The sequence below is a fragment of the Flavivirga spongiicola genome (assembly GCF_030540825.1).
Taxonomy (GTDB): domain Bacteria; phylum Bacteroidota; class Bacteroidia; order Flavobacteriales; family Flavobacteriaceae; genus Flavivirga; species Flavivirga spongiicola.
Genome location: NZ_JAUOEO010000001.1, coordinates 4,957,399 through 4,975,881, shown reverse-complemented (window position 1 = coordinate 4,975,881; position 18,483 = coordinate 4,957,399). Strand labels below are relative to the sequence as shown.

Here is an 18,483-nt window from a genome sequence, read left to right as displayed (position 1 = left end):
TGGACTTGAAAACTATTAAAAATATCATATTCGTAATAAGCTTATTATTGAGCTCGTGTTCAAAAGATAACGATCAAGCAACCTCTAATCCAAAAGAAGATATATTCTATTTACCAGTGGTAGTCCATATTATACATAATGGTAAACCCATTGGAGAGGGTACAAACCTTTCAAATGTACGTATTGAAAGGCAAATCGAAATATTAAATGAAGATTTTCGTAAAAAAGAAGGAACTAGAGGTTATAATCATCATCCCGATGGAGGCGATGCTAAAATTGAGTTTGTTTTAGCAAAACAAGACCCTGATGGGAAACCTTTTAGCGGTATCAATAGAATAGATTCAACCAAGGTCATCGTACCTGATCTGGGACACAATCAAAATCATTATGCTCAATATGCTTATTGGAATCCAAAAGATTATATTAATATTTGGACGACACCCTTACCAGAACCTTCAGAATGCCTTGTATTAGGTTTAGCGACAGGACCAGAAACAGATTTACCAGGAACAGAGTTTTTTTCATTACCACAACCAGGTGACGCGGAAGGTATTTTAATTAATTGGATGCATTTTGGAGAATCAGATATTGCATGTTATGCACGATTTGGTAGAACACTAACTCACGAAATGGGGCATTATTTAGGAGTATTACATACTTGGGGAGGGGGTGATTGCGAAAACAATGATTACTGCGATGATACTCCTGCAGTTGACAAACCTGTTTATAATAATCCTTTTATAGGATGTGAAGGAGAGCCTGTAATGCTTAACAATTATATGACTTGGTCTCATGATGAGACAATGAACATGTTTACCAACGATCAGATTGCTCGAATGCATTATGTGTTGGAACATCATGAAGGACGTAAAGCTTTATTATCGAGTCATGCGCTTAAACCCTAATATATAAGTATGGCTAATAAATTTCAAACTAATGCTATTCGTGGTCCCATAAATGCGTTTATTTTTAAAATGCTTTCTGGGTATATGGATAGACTTTTCGGAAATTCAAAACGAGAACTTTTTAAAAACCATCCGGAAACTGTTGTTGAAATTGGTTCAGGTGCTGGTGCTAATATGCGTTATCTAAAAAAAGGAACAAGGCTTATAGCTATTGAGCCTAATATTTATATGCATAATAATTTAAAAAAAAGCGCAGAGAAATATGGTATCGATTTAGAGATCAAGTCACTTATGGGGGAAGCTATTGATTTACCCGATGCGTCTTATGATTTTGTGGTTTGTACATTAGTTTTATGCACAGTTCATGATCCTTTACAATGTCTTCAGCAAATTAAACGCATCTTAAAGCCTTCTGGCATTTTTATATTCATTGAACATGTGGAGGCTAGAGAAAATACGATGCTGTCATTTATTCAAAGTTTGATTCATAAGCCATGGCATTGGTTTTTTGAAGGATGCCACACCAATAGAAATACCAAGCAATTATTAGAATCTGTTGGATTTAGTAAGTTGGAGTTAGAAACATATAATTTATACTCACCATTTATTCCTATTATTCCTCAAGTTCATGGGAGTGCTATTAAATGATAATTTATTTAGTTTATATATTGAATCCTAGGCTTTTGGATTAGGATTTTTGTTTTTATTGTTAATATAAATTGTATAAACTAATTTAATTTGTATTTATTTTCTTGCGTAAAAATTATAACTTCGCTTATCATTAGATATAAAACATTAAAATGGTTTTATATCAAGTCGTTATGCATAATTAATCAAAATGAAGTCTCAAGATAATTTCAGTATGGAAAATAATAGCTTTATAACCATTTCAAACATAAATAAGTATCAACGGCTAGTGTTAAGTTTGATTTTTGCCCTCTTCATTACTTCAGTATCAACAAATCAATTGCATGCGACAACGATTGTAATTATTGTTACTTCAGATTACGTGTTGCTTGGGGTTGATAGTAAAATGGGGATAGAAGACGGAATTACAGGTGAATTAAAGTTCCAAGAAATCGTTAAGATATTTGAAGTGGGAAAATATTATTTCTCTGCTTCGGGAGTCATCGGAAAAATGTCAAATCTAAACGTATTACCATATATCATAGGAAATCAAATTAAAGATGGTGACAATTTTAATTCGGCTATTGCAATGGCAAATACAAAACTCAAAGAATCTTTACTTATACAAGCGGAGGATATAAGAAAAGGAATGCCTGATTATTACAATAGTGTTTATCTTAAACATAACCCTGTTTTCACCTATGTTATTATTGGACTTGAAGAAGGAATACCTTTTGCTTATATGTGTCGATTTTCATTAACTGATTCTAAAACTTATCAGCTTGAAACTGTAGAAAAGGTTTTCCCTTTACCGAGTTCAAAAAAAACTGATGCGAAAGCTTTTTATATAGGTTCTCATTCTGCTATTGATGAGTATGTAAAAGATCCGACCGTTTTTTCCAAACACCCTGATCAGGTAATTAAAGATTTATTAATGACTGAGGTCAAAGCTAATCCTGACAAGACAGGTTTACCATTGAACATAGTTAAAATTTATAAGAACGGAAAAATTGAATGGATTAAAAGAAGTGAAAAATGCCCAATAAAAATTTAAGGGAAAATGAATAGAATACAATTAACTATGCATAACAAAGGCTATAAACAATACAGGCTTTGGGCTTAATCGAAAGGTTTATGTATTTTTATGAAGTCCGCAAAATCTTTGGGATTTTGCTTTAAACAAGAAAAGAAAAAACAAAACAAAAAGATTTTGCTATGTGCGTGGCGGAAAGTAAACGCTAGTTTGCTCCCGTACTGTTCATAGCCGAACCGATAAGCGTAATCCAAACTATTCCCCACTCCCAAACCGTTTCATTTCTTCCAAAGGCTCTAAGGTTTCTTCATTTTGCCACATCGTTTTTTCAAAAGCTTTTAACATGGTGAACGGTGCTACTTTTTCTTGTTTTATTGAAGCGAAATCTTCTAAAGTAATATGATTAATATCTGTAAAAAGTATTTCTTCTTTATTACGGTTATCACCTTCAATTTTAAAGCTAAAGCCAACTTTGTTTTTTTCGTGGCTATTTTCAATAAGTTTTAAATCTCTATTCACATAAAAATAAGCTCCTTTTATTCTTTTAATATATTTTGGTTGGTATTTATTGGCACTGTTTTTTTCATAGATATAAGTGCCCTCACTAACATTTTCTATAAACTTGATGCCAAGAAGAAATTTTAAATTTACCTTTTTTCCGTGGCGTGATCCGTAATATTTATAATCAACTTTAGTAATGGCATAATTTTCGTCCGATATAAATAATTTACCTGTAAATTTTGCTTTTCCTTTTCTTGGTTTAAAACTTATAATATAGGTGAGGTCACCATTGTTATAGCCTACATCTTCAAAAGTGTAATCGTATAATTTAGAGTCTAAAATGGTTTTTAAAAAAGAATTATCTACAAACATAGATTTGCGTAATAACGAACCTGTCGTACTTTTTAAATGAGACACTTCATATTCATTTTTTTCATCGTCTTTAAAATCTTCATCTTTTAAAGACAGTGAATCTTCAACTTTAAATAATCCCGTTTTTACTTTATAGGTTTTCGTAGTATCCAGGTATTTTAATACCAATGTTTGTGCTTTTTCTTGTACAGCGTCAATAGAGAAGTCATTCTTATGGTCAATAAGTTTGGTAGCTTTATTAACAACCAGTTTGGTACTATCTTTATTTAGACTTGACAATTCACCCTTAAAATCTGAAAAATGGATAATGTTACTGGATATAATATGTTTTGATAGAGAGTCTAAACTTTTATTCGCCTTCTCTAAATTTTTTGACTTAACATGCGACGCTTTTTCAATTTCAAAATCTAAACTTTTAAAATTGGCATATTCTGTACCTCTATAAAATATGTTGTATTTGTTAAGATTAATATCATAATTCTCGCCAAGTTTTGCTTTTGTTCTAGCAATAATGGAATCTGCATTTGGTCTTTTATTACTAATATAAACCTCATTAAGTTGATTAATAGCTGCTTCCAGAGGAACCACAAAGTTAAACCCCTTGATAGCTTTGATACTAAGTGTTTTGTTTTGATACCCCATACAAGAAATAGTAATGGTTTTAGTTTGAAGATCTTCTAAACTCAAACTAAAATAACCTTCTTCGTTAGAAATAACACCACTAAATTCACCTGTTTTAATAGTGGCATAGGGTATGGGAGCATCATTACTTTTGTCTACTAGTTTGGCTGTGATATTTTGAGAATGGATGTTTATTCCAATAAGTAAAAGGACGGTAAGTAAGGCTAATTTTTTCATAATCGATGGTTTCATAAATATTGACGAATCAATTAGAAAAATGTTACGTAGAGAGCTATTGAAACCTTATAATTAAGAAAGAAAAAGAGGCTATCTGATTCAGATAACCTCTTTTAGAATTAGTCACTCAGTAATTATTATAATTTAAAATTAAGTCTTCCAAAAACATAGGTGCCATCAGACCCCATCTGAACAGAATCGGCTAAACCACCTTGATCCGTCCATCCATCAAATTGAGGTGTCGGATATTTATTAAACAGGTTGTTAGCTCCCAAGCTAAATTTAACCTTTTCAGATAATTGATACCCTATGCTAAGATCTACAACTAAAGCGGCTTCATAAATATCTGTTGCTACGGGGAAAAGGGCATCTGCTTCTGCTTGAGTTGTAGCAGGGGAGTCCACCCACTGAAAATCCTGAAGAGTTACTTCACTAAATTGTGTTAATGACACTGTAGTATCAAACTTTTTGCATGAGTATCCCAGATTAAGTCCAAATTTATAATCGGGAGCGGCAGCTTCAAGATAGGCTTGAGAGAATGGACCAAAAAAGGTAAATTCGTTTAAGTTACCATTATTAATACTCTTAATCTCCAGATCATTAAAATTACCAATCAATCCAATTCTTGCCTTACCATGCTCGCCAACATTAGTTTCATAACCTAAAACAATATCAAGACCACTGGTTTTAGTGTCTACACCATTAGCAAAAAATTGTGCAGCATCCACATTCAAGGGACCTAAAATGGTTTGATCTGTAAAGTTGTCAGTTAAAATAATTCTATCATCTACGGTAATAGAATAGGCATCAACAGTTGCCGTAAATCCACCATTTTTATAAGTAAATCCAATACTAGCATTAAAGGCCTTTTCCTCATTTAATTGTCCGATACCAAAAGCTTTAGTAACGGTACTGTTGTTTGCAGATAATAAAGAAGGCACTGACGCACCGGCAACAATATTATTAAAGATCAAGTTATAGTATAATTGTGCAAGGGAAGGTGCTCTAAATCCTGTAGAGATAGAACCTCTTAGTGTAAAGTCATCACTAATTTTTAATCTACTGGCTAGTTTTCCGTTAATGGTGCTCCCAAAATCACTATAATTTTCATATCTAACAGCAGCAGCTAGCATAAAAGTTTCGCTTACATTAAGTTCTGAATCGAAGTAAATACCATAATTAGATCTGCTTCTGTCAACCTCATTGTCAGGGCTATATCCAGGAAAGCCTTGAGAACCTCCAGGTAAATCATTCCCTAACGGAGATGTAGCAACACTCTGGGCAGCAGGGTTGGTGATTACGGCTCCATTCTCATCATAAAGCCCATAAGAAGAAACTTCGCCAGCAAAAATCCCAAAATTCTCTGTCCTATATTCCATACCAAAAGCAATATTCATCCCAGAAGCAATATCTTCAAAATATTTACTAAAGTCTATCCCTGTAGTGTTTTGTGATAAAAAATGACCGCCAGCATCAAAATCGGTAGGAGATGCGTCTTTCATAGAAGCATTATTACTTCCTTTTATGTAATAATGAAAGTTATTTTTTCCAAAAGTATTATTAAAATCTAAATTCCAACCATTATCCATTTTATGCTTTATACCAGCTGAGATAGATACATCTGTAATTAACGATGTAATTCTTGGTGTAAAACCATTTGGGTATAAACTTGAAACTGTACGAAGTTCTCCATTAGGAGCATCATCGAACGCTCCACGAGAAAATGCATACGCATTTGTATCTCTAAAGTTTCTGCCACCAAAGGCATACACTTCAGTGTTATCATTTATGGGTAAAGCAGCGTTAATCATAAAGTTAAAACCATCAATTCCTGCACTACCATAACCTTTTCTCCATGAAAAACCAGGTCTTAAGGTATTTTGTCTTGATAAGAATTCTGTTGTGAAATTTATAAAACCGCCTTTATCATTTAATGAAACACCATAGTTGGCATCTATTTTAACAGTCTCACCATCCCAACTTTTATCATCACCGTCTAATCGGTTTTTACCTTCCACGTTACTAAGTGTTTCACCAGTTGCATCTTCCCAACCATCACCGATAGCTGTACTGTAAGCACCATAGGTAATACCCCCAGAAAAACCATCGGTATTATCTTTTAAAACAATATTAATAACGCCAGCAATAGCATCAGAACCATACTGAGCAGAAGCGCCATCTCTTAGTACTTCTATTCTTTTAATAGCGTTTGCAGGAATGGCATTAAGGTCAGTTCCTGAATTTCCACGACCTCTAGTTCCAAAAACGTTTACTAAAGAGGATTGGTGTCTTCGTTTACCATTTATTAAAACAAGGGTTTGGTCTGGTCCCAGACCACGTAAAGAAGCAGGTACAATATGGTCAGCTCCATCTGAACCTGATTGCTTACTGGCATTAAATGAGGGGGCAGCATATTGCAATATTTCATTCACTTCAACCTTACCTGTGGTTGATGCAATATCTGCAACATCTAAGACATCTACGGGAACTGGAGTGTCTGTAGCTGTTCTTCTAGGGCTACGAGAACCGACTAAAATGACTTCATCAAGATTAACACCGTCTTCTAAAGTAACATTAATTATGGGTCGATTATTAACAGGAACTTCTAACGAATTGTAACCTATGTAGCTAAAAACCAAGGTTGAATTTCCATCGACGGAGATGGTGAATTTCCCATCGAAATTTGAAACAACACCGTTAGTTGTTCCTTTTTCTACGACATTCACACCTGCAATTGGTATTCCGGAAGAATCAGAGATAAGACCTGAGACATTTTGCTGTGCAAAAGTAAATGAGACACTAAAAATTAATAAAAATAAAAGGGTTGTTTTTTTCATAAATGATTTATTAAGTTATTATTATAAAGAATTAGTCACTTATAACTTATAAGCACATAAACTTTATAATATACTCGTTGAGGATTAACTATTTTTTAACTTAACAATATTTTTGATGTTAAAAATCTGTAAATCAATTAGTTATCTTTCTAGAATTTGTAAGAAATATTTGAATATAAAAAAGAGCCACTAGTTCCCATTTGTACAGAATCCCAGTAGCCACCACTATCGGTCCAGTTGTTTTGTTGTACGCTAGGGTATATGTTAAATAGATTATTTGCACCAAGCCTAAGTGCCATTTTCTTGGTTAAAGCATAACCAATATTTATGTCTGTAGTTAATTTGGGGGTATAGGTATCTGTGGCTTTTTGTAATCTGTCAGCTTCATCAATATATTCTGAATTGGGATCTTCTGTAATGAGAGGCATATCGATTTGCCAATCTATAAGGGTTACTTTGTTAAAACTGGTAAGTGTTAAGTTGGTATTAAATTTTTTATTTGAGTAATTAAGGTTTAAATTAAATTTGCTTTTTGGAGCGGATGCTAATAAAAAATGTTGGTCGCGTTTACTAAAGAAGGTTTCTTCATGTAGCGCTCTGTTTTTTATTTTGTCAATAGTCATGTTATTGATATTACCAGCAAAAGACATTGAAAAAAAATTGTTTGCAATGCTTTTTTTCCAAGTTAGTATAACATCTAAACCCATTGTACTTGTATCCACACCATTAGCGAAAAATTGAACATCGTTTACATTCAAATTAAGATTTGAGGCATCAAAGTTTCCTGTTAAAATAATTCTATCTTTAATATTTACATAATAGGCATCCAAACTTACTTTAAAATTCTTCATTTTTGCTGTAAAACCAAGGCTACCATTAAGAGCCTTTTCTTCAATTAAATTGCTAATACCAAAGCTTCGGGTTACGGGGCTATCATTTAACTCTAATAAGGATTCTGATGGTTCACCACCTATAAAATTTGTAAATTTTAAGTTGTAATAAAATTGTGCTAAAGAAGGCGCTCTAAATCCTGAGCTAAAAGCACTTCGCATATTAAAGTTGTCGCTAGCTTTATATCTTGAGGAGAGTTTAATATTGAATGTATTACCAAAGTCGCTATATTTTTCATAGCGCCCCGCAATGCCAAACATAAACTTATTGGTAAAATCAAATTCTGTATCAATATATAAAGCTAAGTTAGACCTGGTTTGATCTACTTTATTTTCAGGAGCATATCCAGGAAATCCTTGAGACCCCCTTGGGCGTAGAGAACCATTTAACATGACCAAATCCTCTGGTGCTGTGTTTTGGTCGACCATGTTTTTATTAATATCAAAGGCTGCATAGGAGCCCGGCTCTCCCGCAAATATTTTGAAATTCTCTATTCTATATTCCGTGCCAAAAGCGATATTTACACCGTTAAAAATGGTTTTATAAAACCTTGTAAAGTCAGCATCTGTAGTATTTTGATTTAAGATGTGGCCGCCGGCATTAAAACTTGTTGGCGAATTAAATAATAAGGTGGCATTTAATGTTTCTTTAATGAAATACTGAAAGTTATTTCTACCAAAGGTGTTGTTGATATCAATATTCCAGCCATTAAATTTGGTTTTAAAACCAGCAGAAATAGAGTTGTCCTTTATTTTTGCGGTTATTAAAGGATTGAATCCGTTTGGATAAATTTCAAGAACATTTCTGGGGCTATCTGCAAATCTGGTAAAAGCATAAGATTCTGAATTTCTGCAACTATAACCACCAAAAGCATAGAAATTGGAATGATCGTTTATGGGGATTTCAGTATTTATAAAAATACTATACTCATTTAACCCTGCTTCACCATATTTTTCTCTAAAATCTGCTCCCGGTCTTAGGGTTTTATCTTTTGACAGATATTCGGTAGTGATATTTACAAATCCGTCGTCTAAAATTTTCATGCCATAATTACCGGATAGTTTCATGGTATTGCCATCGATTCCAGATGTAGAGTTTCTAAAATCTCCTTTTACATTGGCATTATTAAAGCCATAGGTTATATTTCCGTTAAAGGTGTCTATATCATCTTTCAGAACAATATTTATCACGCCTGCAATGGCATCGGATCCATATTGAGCGGAAGCACCATCACGGAGAACCTCGATTTTTTCTATGGCTGATGCTGGTATAGCATTTAGATCTGTTCCCGAATTGCCTCGTCCTCGCGTTCCATATAAATTAATTAAGGACGATTGATGTCTCCTTTTTCCATTGATTAGAATTAATGTTTGATCGGGACCCAAGCCTCTCAATGTGGCTGGAACAATATGATCTGAACCATCTGCACCAGATTGTTTTGAAGCATTAAAAGAAGGAATAACAAACTGAAGTATTTGGTTTATTTCTATTTGCCCGGTTCTTTTGATTGCCTCTTCTAGCTGGACAACATCTATTACTGAAGGGGTGTCTAATACCGATCTATTTGCATTTCTTGAACCAACTATCTGAACTTCTTTTAAAGATTCCTCAGGCTCTAATACAATCGTTATATCATTTTCATTTTGAACAGCAATGACTTTCGAAGCATAACCAACATAGCTAACGGTAATAAATAGGTTGTTTATTGAATTTGTTTGTAGTGTGAAATTTCCATGTATGTCCGTTGTTGTTCCGTTAATAGATCCATTTTCAATAATGTTAGCTTCGGCTAGGGGCTCATTAAATATATTAACAACTTTGCCTTTCATTGTAAAGTTTGTAAAACCATTAGAATTAGAAAGTGTAGCAATAGTCTCATTTAATCGCTTCTTTGCATTTTCTAAAGAGGCTTTCCCTTTTTCGCTGTCATTATAAATTACGTAGTAATTATTGCCCAAATTATCGAAATGAAGATTGGTTTTTGCTCTTAAAGAATCAATTATTAGTTGTAAATCTGTGTTATTTAATTGATTTGCATCTATATTAATATTATTAAGCAAATCAACATCATAAGTGAAAAATACCTGATGTTCTTCACTTAATTTAGATAAAAAGTGAGTTAATTTTATTTTTTGATTTTCAGTATTCTGTGCATTTAACCCAAGACTATAATTTATAATCAAAATGAAAATCAAGATTACTTTTAAAAGTCTACGAGAATACATTTTACGTAAATTAGAATCTAATTTTTGTTAATGTATAACTTATTATTCTGATTTACAATAGCTACCTGTGCAGATTTCTCAATTGTTTTAATGCAAATTTCTAGATTTTGAGTCGGTACGGCTCCAGTTATTAGTATGTTTTTACTGTCATCGTCTTCAAAAATAGCAGTAATACCGTACGTATCTTCAATTTTACTCATAGCAGATTCTAAGGTAGATCTATCAAAAATTAAGGATCCATTTTTCCAAGAAGTTTGTAATTCGGGTCTTAAAATTCTTTTTTCTTCAATAATTTTATCCGTTTTATAAGAGTATGAAACTAAATCTCCTGGAATCATCTTCTTTTGTATACCATTTTTTAATTTAAGGGCAATGCTCCCTTCCTCTAAAAACACTTGTGTTCTTGTGTTGCGCTTATTAACATTAAATGAAGTACCATAAACTTCAACCTTTAAATCGTCAGTTGTAACTAAAAATTTAGCATTTGTTACAGGTTTCTTTTCTACGTTAAAAAAAGCTTCGCCTTCTAAAACAACTTCTCTAAGGTCATGATCATTATAGGATAGAACAGAATTTGAATTTAATTTAACTTTCGTTCCATCAGGTAATTTAATATCAAGTATTTCTCCGTATGCCGTTTTGTGTACAATAGTTGCAGGTTTACTCGTGAAATAAAACGCAGAGACAGCAATAAACAATAAAATAGCGGCAGCAATGCCTTGATATTTTTTGTTTTTGTAAAAAGGAATTTTATAAACTTTATCTGTAGAAGTTGCATGTTTCTCAAACTTTTCCCATGCATCAAACGTTTTTTGTTCAGAAACAAAAGATTTATTAAACTTAACACCAATAAGAATATCCTTTGCATCAAATACAAGTTGTTTTTTATCTGGATTTTCAAGAAGCCAATTATCCCAAAAGTCTATATCTGCCATTTGCTTTTTATGAACCCAATTAACAAATGATGCATCATTTATTAAATCTTCTATGTTTGTGTATGCTCTATTTTTCATAAACCGAATTACTTATTCAGCAATTTTATTTTCTATACTTATTATAAGAGTTGTTTGTATTTTATATACTCTCTTACTCTAAAGTATTTATTTATAATTTATATAATATCTTTTAAAAGCTCATTAAGTGATGTGTTTTGCCGTAATTTTTTAATGCCTTTGTGTATTAAATTTAATACACTTTGATAATTTATTTCCAAAACTTTAGCTATCTCATCAATATTTAAATCGCTGTAATATTTTAGGTATAAGACTTCTTTTTGTCTACTTGGTAGTTCATTTAAAAATTTAACTAAGTTTCCATGTTTTAAAGCATCAATTTCTTGTTGAATAATAAGGTCTTCAGTAGAAAAGTTAATTTCAACAAAGAAGTTTTCATTTTTGTCATAGTTGACCATTTTCGAAGCCTTTTTTATTTCACGAAATAAATGTCGCCTAAATGAAACATACAAATATGGTTTTATCGAATTTAGATTAGCTAAATTTTCTTTATGTTCATAAACGTAAAGAAAAAATTCTTGTAAACAATCTTCTGTTAATTGCTCATTATAATTAGAAAGTTTTAAGCCATAATTATGCAAAAGCGGATAATAAATTTTAAATAGTGTAGAGAATGCTTTTAAGTCACCACTTTTAAGTGATGCCCATAAATCATAATCTGTTAAATTATTCATAATCAGTTATTAATAAGCCTGATCAACCAGTAGAGTTTAATTTCAACTTAAACAAATATAGATTATTTTTTAATAGAAGATTATAAATGTAATAGCATGTTATACCAGTTCTGATTTAAAATCACTTAAATAAAACACAGCGATTTTTTACATAAGCGAAAAAGAAAATGCAAGCATAGCTTTAGCTATGGTCAATTTTTATTTTGAAGCATAGGTGAAAAAGGGCAAATTTTAGTGAGTAATTTTAAGTTAGAAATGGTATTAATTGAAAACTGAGAAATAGCTAATAGGTTTATTAATACAAACGACTATATTTGCACTCTTAAAATATTACGCCATAATGAAAGCAGGAATTGTAGGATTGCCTAATGTAGGAAAGTCAACTTTATTTAATTGTTTATCGAATGCCAAAGCGCAAAGTGCAAACTTTCCCTTTTGTACTATAGAGCCTAATATAGGTGTGGTTAATGTGCCAGACCCGAGATTAGAAAAATTAGAAGAGTTGGTAAACCCGGAGCGTGTACAACCAGCAACCGTTGAGATTGTAGATATTGCCGGATTGGTTAAAGGGGCAAGTAAAGGAGAAGGTTTAGGGAATCAGTTTTTAGCAAACATTAGGGAAACTGATGCAATTCTGCATGTGCTGCGTTGTTTTGATAATGATAATATTGTGCATGTTGATGGCAATGTAGATCCGATACGAGATAAGGAAACTATCGATATGGAATTACAACTTAAAGACTTGGAGACTGCCGATAAAAAGCTTGATAAGGTTAAGCGAGCTGCAAAAACAGGAAATAAAGATGCTCAAAAAGAAGAAGCTGTATTGTTAACAATAAAGGCTGGCTTAGAGGCTGGGACATCGGTTCGTGCTTTGGAATTTAGTGAAGATGATTATACCGATTTTGTGAAACCATCCCAATTTATTACAGATAAACCGGTTATGTATGTTTGTAATGTTGATGAAGGGGCAGCGGTTTCTGGCAATGCTTATGTTGAACAAGTAAAAGAAACTGTTAAAGATGAAAATGCTGAGGTTTTAGTATTAGCTATTGGCACAGAAGCAGATATTAACGAATTAGATGATTACGAAGAGCGCCAAATGTTTTTACAGGATATTGGATTAGACGAGCCTGGTTCTGCTAAATTAATTCGTTCTGCATACAAATTATTAAATCAACAAACCTATTTTACTGCAGGTGTAAAAGAAGTACGAGCCTGGACTGTTGATATAGGGGCTAGTGCTCCGCAAGCTGCAGGCGTTATACATACCGATTTTGAAAAAGGCTTTATTCGTGCTGAAGTTATTGGCTATGAAGATTATGTGTCTTTTGGTAGTGAAGCCAAAGTAAAAGAAGCAGGGAAAATGCGTGTTGAAGGTAAAAATTATGTCGTTAAAGACGGGGATGTCATGCATTTCTTGTTTAATGTGTAGTTTTGTTAGTTGTTAGTTGTTAGTTGTTAGTTGGTTGTTTTTTTGACCATAGATTACTGAACATGATTAACTTACTAACGAGAAGTTTTAAAAACAAAAAACAGAGATTTTAATAAATTGATAATATTCTTATTTATTCAAAGTAAAATAAGAGATATTAATTATTCATACCACTTGAAATCAATGTGTAACATTGAAATTCAAGGCGAAGAATAGATGAAGAAAAGCTCCGAAGGCAGGAGAACGAAGTTCGACACGGAGTTTTCAAGTCGGTTTCTCAGTTTTGAAAAACTGAGAAAATTCCTTGACTTGAAGGTCTTTTTTTGATTCGTTTTTTGGACAAGCAAAAAATGAATGATTCAAAATAACCCCCTCATCTTTTAGTTTCGATTGCACTCTCAGTAAAAGATTATACCCAGTCCTCGCAGTTGACAGGCAGGAAACGAAGTAATTATTCATATAAAGAAAAAATCATCCCAGTTCTGCAACGGACGGGGACGATTTTTTTCTTTTGAGACAAATTAAAATATAAAATGACTTTTTCTATAATATTAGTTTAAATTCTTGAGTTGCGTTATCATCTGTTGATATTGAAAAAGAGTGTTCTATATTGTTTTTTGTATTACTAACCATGACGGTATAATTGGTGTTCTTTTTTAGTTTTAATTTTAAAAACTTGTTCATATCATCTGTAGCACTTGGTGAGTACCCAAAATCTATTTTTTCGTCTTCCATAAAAATATCAACACGACAGTCTAATCTCGAATCACTTTTTGCAATGTCTTTATCTTTAAATATTATAAAACTTGCTATTAATTCATCTTCTTCAAGTTTTTTGCCTTTCAAGGACTTTTCATATAAATCAATATAGCGTTGTGTTACATTTACACCATAAATATAGGGACCTTCGCTTATACTATCATGTTTTTTTGAGTTTTCATAACCTTTACGCATTTGAGCGGGCATGTCGTTCACATCCATTTTATTTATCAAATGTTTTACTGCTCTTCCAGCATAATAGTATTGGTTGGTTGGTTTATATGATACGGCATAAATCCAATGTAATGGATTGTTTGGGTCTGCTTTTCCAGCATCGGCTAAAAACCATGATTTATTAAGGTCTTCAGGATAATATTCTATAAATTTCCATTCGTTATCTATAAAAACCTCAGACCAGGTATGGTTACCTTTCATGTTAGTCCACATGGGAGTTCCTGCTAACCTTGATGGAATTCCTACTGAGCGAAAAGCATCCGTTAATATAATAGATAAGCCTGTACAGGTTGCCATATTTTCTGCCATAGCTTCTTTAGGGCTTGAATCCACTTTAGAGCGTTTAACATTATATTCAACTTTAACTTCGTCTTTAATAGGGTTGGCAATAGCAAAAATGGCGTCCTTTAAATTCGTTTTATCTTCCACATACTTTGAAAAGCGTTCGTAAAAATCTTTTCGCCAAGGGTCTCGAGTTTCGGCAACGTTTGTATATGGAAGGACTTCATTAAAAAAAATGGAATCGGGTAAGGCTTTGCTCCATGGGTATTTTTCTCTTGTTTTATAGGCATATGCTGCATTTTCTAAAAGAAATGAGGCAGATAGAGTGGTTAAATCTCTTTTTGGCATATAGCTTATAAGAAATGCCATACCTTCTTTTTGATTTTTAGGAGCATCTGTTAATGCTTTTAAAATTTGTGGCGCATTAGAATTAGCCTTTATAAGAGCAGAATCTAAAAGTGTATGATAAGTGTCAGGAACATCATTATATTTTGATTGACAGGCTGTAAATACATAAAGAGTAATAAGAAGGAAAAATAGTTTTTTCATTTGTTTGGGTTCACTGTGATTCATTTGACAAGTAAAAAGTTTTTGGTTTATGCTAATTTGTAGATAGCATTTTTGTAATGATTTAGTATCCTTTTTATAGTGAACTCATTTAAACTTTTAAAATTGGCTAAAAAATTATCTTTTTGCACCCACTTTTCTCCTTTTTTTTATTCCATAGCGGTGCTATGCAACTCTAAAAAGCTTTCAATTGGATACAAAATGACTAATTTTCGCTTCAACCCAAAAAGTTTAAATGAGTTCAGTTTAAAAAAGGAATTTGGTATTGCAAGATATAAAAAGTCGCAGTAATTAATGATATGATTAATTTAAAGTTTATGTCTGGACATCGTATTTTTTTAGGAATATAAATACTATTTAAATAAGCTTCATATATATTCGTTTCATGCAAACAACAAAAGAATTTATTTACGGTGTCCTATTGGGAATTCTAGGAATTGTACTATTTTCATCGAAAGCAGTTATGGTAAAATTAGCTTATCAATATAAAGTAGATACTATTAGCATTTTACTAATTAGAATGCTGTTTTCTTTTCCTTTTTACATCATCATTGCTTATTTATATCGAAAACAAAATAGAGAGATTGCAATAAAAAACAAAGATTATGCCTGGGTTATTTTCTTTGGATTTGTTGGGTATTATTTGGCTAGTTATTTCGACTTTGTAGGGCTTACTTACATAAAAGCGAGTTTAGAGCGGATCATTTTGTTTTTGTATCCTACTATCGTACTTCTCTTAAATAGATTCTTTTTAAAACAACCCATAAACAAAATTCAAGGAGGCGCTATTGCTTTAACCTATTTAGGAATTGTTATTGCTTTTTGGGATGAGGTCGCTATTTCTGGAAATGACACTTATATTGGAGGTTTTTTTATTTTGCTTAGTGCTATAACATATGCCTCATATTTGGTTGGCAGTGGCTGGCTAATTCCTAAATTCGGTGTTATGAAATTTACGGCTTATGCTATGATTGTTTCATGTATTTGTGTGTTTATTCATTATAGTATTATAAGTAAAGTTGATTTGTTTAGTTTTTCATGGGAAGTTTATTTTCTTGGTTTTTTAATCGCTGTTTTTGCGACTGTGATTCCGTCATTTTTAGTATCAGCTTCTATAAAAATGATCAGTTCGTCGAATTTTGCAATTGTTGCGGGGATTGGACCAATTTCTACAATTATTTTAGCCGCTATTTTCTTAAATGAAAGGCTTACATTTTTACAACTTTTTGGTGCTCTGGCTGTTATAATAGGTATTTTATTAGTGTCTTTAAAGAAGCCGAAAACCAAAGAATAAGGTTCTCAACAAAAACAATTTTATATTGTTAATTACTTTGTGCGTAGGGGGTTTTATTTTTTATAGCGTTGTCTTATATTAGCGTTCTATCGTAAAATTTTGCTCTATTCTATGGCCGAACAATCCAATTATACCGAAGATAATATACGCTCACTCGACTGGAAAGAACATATTCGCATGCGTCCTGGGATGTATATTGGTAAACTAGGTGATGGATCGTCTCCAGATGATGGTATTTATATTTTACTAAAAGAAGTTTTAGACAATTCTATTGATGAGTATGTCATGGGTGCTGGAAAAACCATTGAAATAGCTATTCAAGGTACTAAGGTTACAGTTCGTGATTATGGTCGTGGTATTCCTTTAGGTAAGGTGGTTGATGTGGTCTCTAAAATGAACACTGGTGGTAAGTATGATTCTAAGGCTTTCAAAAAATCTGTGGGATTAAATGGTGTTGGTACCAAAGCAGTAAATGCACTTTCATCATTTTTTAGAGTAGAATCTACCCGTGATAGTAAGTCTGCTTCCGCAGAATTTGAGCAGGGTAATCTAATTAATAAAGAATTATTAGAAGATACCTCGCGAAGAAAAGGAACCAAGGTATCTTTTGTTCCAGATGATCTCATTTTCAAAAATTACAAATATAGAAATGAGTACATCGTTAAGATGCTTAAAAACTATGTGTATCTAAATCCAGGTTTAACCATCGTTTTTAATGGTGAAAAATATTACAGCGAAAACGGATTAAAAGATTTATTAAGTGAAAATATTAATGAATCAGATAGATTATATCCTATAATTCATTTACGTGGTGATGATATTGAAATAGCATTAACCCATAGTAAAACGCAGTATAGTGAGGAGTATCATTCGTTTGTAAATGGACAGAATACGACTCAAGGAGGAACGCATTTAAACGCATTTAGAGAATCATTAGTAAAAACCATACGTGAATTTTATGGTAAAAATTATGATGCGTCCGATGTTAGAAAATCAGTAGTTAGTGCTATAGCTATTAAGGTTATGGAGCCTGTTTTTGAAAGTCAGACTAAAACAAAACTAGGTTCTACAGATATGGGAGGTGATTTGCCTACAGTGAGGACGTATATAAACGATTTTGTAAAGAGGCAATTAGATAATTTTCTACATAAAAATCAGGATACAGCAGAAGCCATTCAGCGTAAAATATTACAAGCAGAAAGGGAACGTAAAGAACTTTCAGGTATCCGAAAACTAGCAAAGGACCGAGCTAAAAAAGCGAGTCTTCATAATAAGAAATTGCGAGATTGTAGAGTTCATTTTGGCGACACTAAAAACGAACGTAATTTAGAAACAACACTTTTTATTACCGAGGGAGATTCAGCTTCTGGAAGTATAACAAAATCTCGGGATGTTAATACTCAGGCCGTTTTTAGTTTAAAAGGAAAACCTTTAAACTGTTATGGATTGAGCAAGAAAATTGTTTACGAAAATGAAGAATTTAATCTGCTGCAAGCAGCTTTAAACATAGAAGAATCCTTAGAAGATTTACGTTATAATAATGTTGTTATTGCAACTGATGCTGATGTCGATGGGATGCACATACGATTACTATTAATAACATTTTTTCTTCAATTTTTCCCCGAAGTAATCAAAGAAGGGCATTTGTATATATTGCAAACACCTTTGTTTCGTGTGAGAAATAAAAAAGAAACTATTTATTGTTATTCAGAAGAAGAACGACGGGATGCTATTGAGAAATTAAAACCAAAACCAGAAATAACCCGATTTAAAGGACTGGGGGAAATTTCGCCAGATGAATTTAAACATTTTATTGGTGATGATATTCGATTAGATCCCATTATGCTGGATGATAATATGTCTATTGAAGAATTGTTATCTTTCTATATGGGTAAAAACACGCCAACACGACAAGAGTTTATTATTGATAATCTAAAAGTTGAATTAGATTTAATTGAAGAAACGACATAGTTATG

At 32.4% G+C, this 18,483-nt stretch carries 12 protein-coding genes; 6 read left to right on the top strand and 6 right to left on the bottom strand.

What is annotated here, in order from left to right:
- Positions 1-5: 5 nt before the first annotated feature.
- The 3 genes from Q4Q47_RS19755 (at position 6) to Q4Q47_RS19745 (ending at position 2,586) form a co-directional block, all read left to right on the top strand.
- On the top strand, positions 6-905 hold the full coding sequence (locus tag Q4Q47_RS19755; RefSeq protein WP_303308371.1) for a M43 family zinc metalloprotease: 900 nt from the start codon (positions 6-8) through the stop codon (positions 903-905).
- Between the two features lie 9 nt (positions 906-914).
- A complete protein-coding gene (locus Q4Q47_RS19750) occupies positions 915-1,553 on the top strand; it encodes a class I SAM-dependent methyltransferase (RefSeq protein WP_303308370.1) in 639 nt (212 codons plus the stop codon).
- Between the two features lie 190 nt (positions 1,554-1,743).
- A complete protein-coding gene (locus Q4Q47_RS19745; protein WP_303308369.1) occupies positions 1,744-2,586 on the top strand; it encodes a hypothetical protein in 843 nt (280 codons plus the stop codon).
- 234 nt (positions 2,587-2,820) lie between these two features.
- Here the strand turns inward: Q4Q47_RS19745 and Q4Q47_RS19740 are convergent, their stop codons facing one another.
- The 5 genes from Q4Q47_RS19740 to Q4Q47_RS19720 form a co-directional block, all read right to left on the bottom strand.
- On the bottom strand, positions 2,821-4,296 hold the full coding sequence (locus tag Q4Q47_RS19740; protein WP_303308368.1) for a carboxypeptidase-like regulatory domain-containing protein: 1,476 nt from the start codon (positions 4,294-4,296) through the stop codon (positions 2,821-2,823).
- A gap of 137 nt (positions 4,297-4,433) precedes the next feature.
- A complete protein-coding gene (locus Q4Q47_RS19735) occupies positions 4,434-7,133 on the bottom strand; it encodes a TonB-dependent receptor (RefSeq protein WP_303308367.1) in 2,700 nt (899 codons plus the stop codon).
- A gap of 149 nt (positions 7,134-7,282) precedes the next feature.
- On the bottom strand, positions 7,283-10,219 hold the full coding sequence (locus Q4Q47_RS19730) for a TonB-dependent receptor (RefSeq protein WP_303308366.1): 2,937 nt from the start codon (positions 10,217-10,219) through the stop codon (positions 7,283-7,285).
- A gap of 47 nt (positions 10,220-10,266) precedes the next feature.
- Positions 10,267-11,262, bottom strand: coding sequence for a FecR family protein (locus Q4Q47_RS19725; protein ID WP_303308365.1), 996 nt, complete (start codon positions 11,260-11,262; stop codon positions 10,267-10,269).
- A gap of 98 nt (positions 11,263-11,360) precedes the next feature.
- Complete coding sequence (locus Q4Q47_RS19720; protein WP_303308364.1) at positions 11,361-11,936, bottom strand: RNA polymerase sigma factor; 576 nt, start codon at positions 11,934-11,936, stop codon at positions 11,361-11,363.
- A 340-nt stretch (positions 11,937-12,276) separates the two neighbouring features.
- Here Q4Q47_RS19720 and ychF point away from each other — a divergent pair, with 340 nt between their 5' ends.
- Positions 12,277-13,371 (top strand): redox-regulated ATPase YchF, encoded by a 1,095-nt coding sequence (ychF, locus tag Q4Q47_RS19715; RefSeq protein WP_303308363.1) that lies wholly within the window; start codon positions 12,277-12,279, stop codon positions 13,369-13,371.
- A 543-nt stretch (positions 13,372-13,914) separates the two neighbouring features.
- Here the strand turns inward: ychF and Q4Q47_RS19710 are convergent.
- Positions 13,915-15,195 carry a transglutaminase domain-containing protein gene (locus tag Q4Q47_RS19710; protein ID WP_303308362.1) on the bottom strand — a complete coding sequence of 427 codons (1,281 nt, stop codon included), beginning with the start codon at positions 15,193-15,195 and terminating at the stop codon, positions 13,915-13,917.
- 403 nt (positions 15,196-15,598) lie between these two features.
- Between Q4Q47_RS19710 and Q4Q47_RS19705 the strand changes: the two genes are divergently transcribed.
- Together Q4Q47_RS19705 and Q4Q47_RS19700 are read left to right on the top strand one after the other, a co-directional pair.
- Positions 15,599-16,507, top strand: a complete 909-nt coding sequence (locus Q4Q47_RS19705) for a DMT family transporter (RefSeq protein ID WP_303308361.1) — start codon at positions 15,599-15,601, stop codon at positions 16,505-16,507.
- A gap of 111 nt (positions 16,508-16,618) precedes the next feature.
- Entirely contained in the window at positions 16,619-18,478 is a 1,860-nt protein-coding gene (locus Q4Q47_RS19700; protein ID WP_303308360.1) for a DNA topoisomerase IV subunit B, read from the top strand.
- Positions 18,479-18,483 lie beyond the last annotated feature (5 nt).

Excerpts from the sequence above, each read along its gene's own strand:
- Q4Q47_RS19750 (WP_303308370.1), top strand. The coding sequence starts at position 915 with ATGGCTAATAAATTTCAAACTAATGCTATTCGTGGTCCCATAAATGCG.
- Q4Q47_RS19745 (WP_303308369.1), top strand. The coding sequence starts at position 1,744 with ATGAAGTCTCAAGATAATTTCAGTATGGAAAATAATAGCTTTATAACC.
- Q4Q47_RS19740 (WP_303308368.1), bottom strand. The coding sequence starts at position 4,296 with ATGAAAAAATTAGCCTTACTTACCGTCCTTTTACTTATTGGAATAAAC.
- Q4Q47_RS19735 (WP_303308367.1), bottom strand. The coding sequence starts at position 7,133 with ATGAAAAAAACAACCCTTTTATTTTTATTAATTTTTAGTGTCTCATTT.
- Q4Q47_RS19725 (WP_303308365.1), bottom strand. The coding sequence starts at position 11,262 with ATGAAAAATAGAGCATACACAAACATAGAAGATTTAATAAATGATGCA.
- Q4Q47_RS19720 (WP_303308364.1), bottom strand. The coding sequence starts at position 11,936 with ATGAATAATTTAACAGATTATGATTTATGGGCATCACTTAAAAGTGGT.
- ychF (WP_303308363.1), top strand. The coding sequence starts at position 12,277 with ATGAAAGCAGGAATTGTAGGATTGCCTAATGTAGGAAAGTCAACTTTA.
- Q4Q47_RS19710 (WP_303308362.1), bottom strand. The coding sequence starts at position 15,195 with ATGAAAAAACTATTTTTCCTTCTTATTACTCTTTATGTATTTACAGCC.
- Q4Q47_RS19705 (WP_303308361.1), top strand. The coding sequence starts at position 15,599 with ATGCAAACAACAAAAGAATTTATTTACGGTGTCCTATTGGGAATTCTA.
- Q4Q47_RS19700 (WP_303308360.1), top strand. The coding sequence starts at position 16,619 with ATGGCCGAACAATCCAATTATACCGAAGATAATATACGCTCACTCGAC.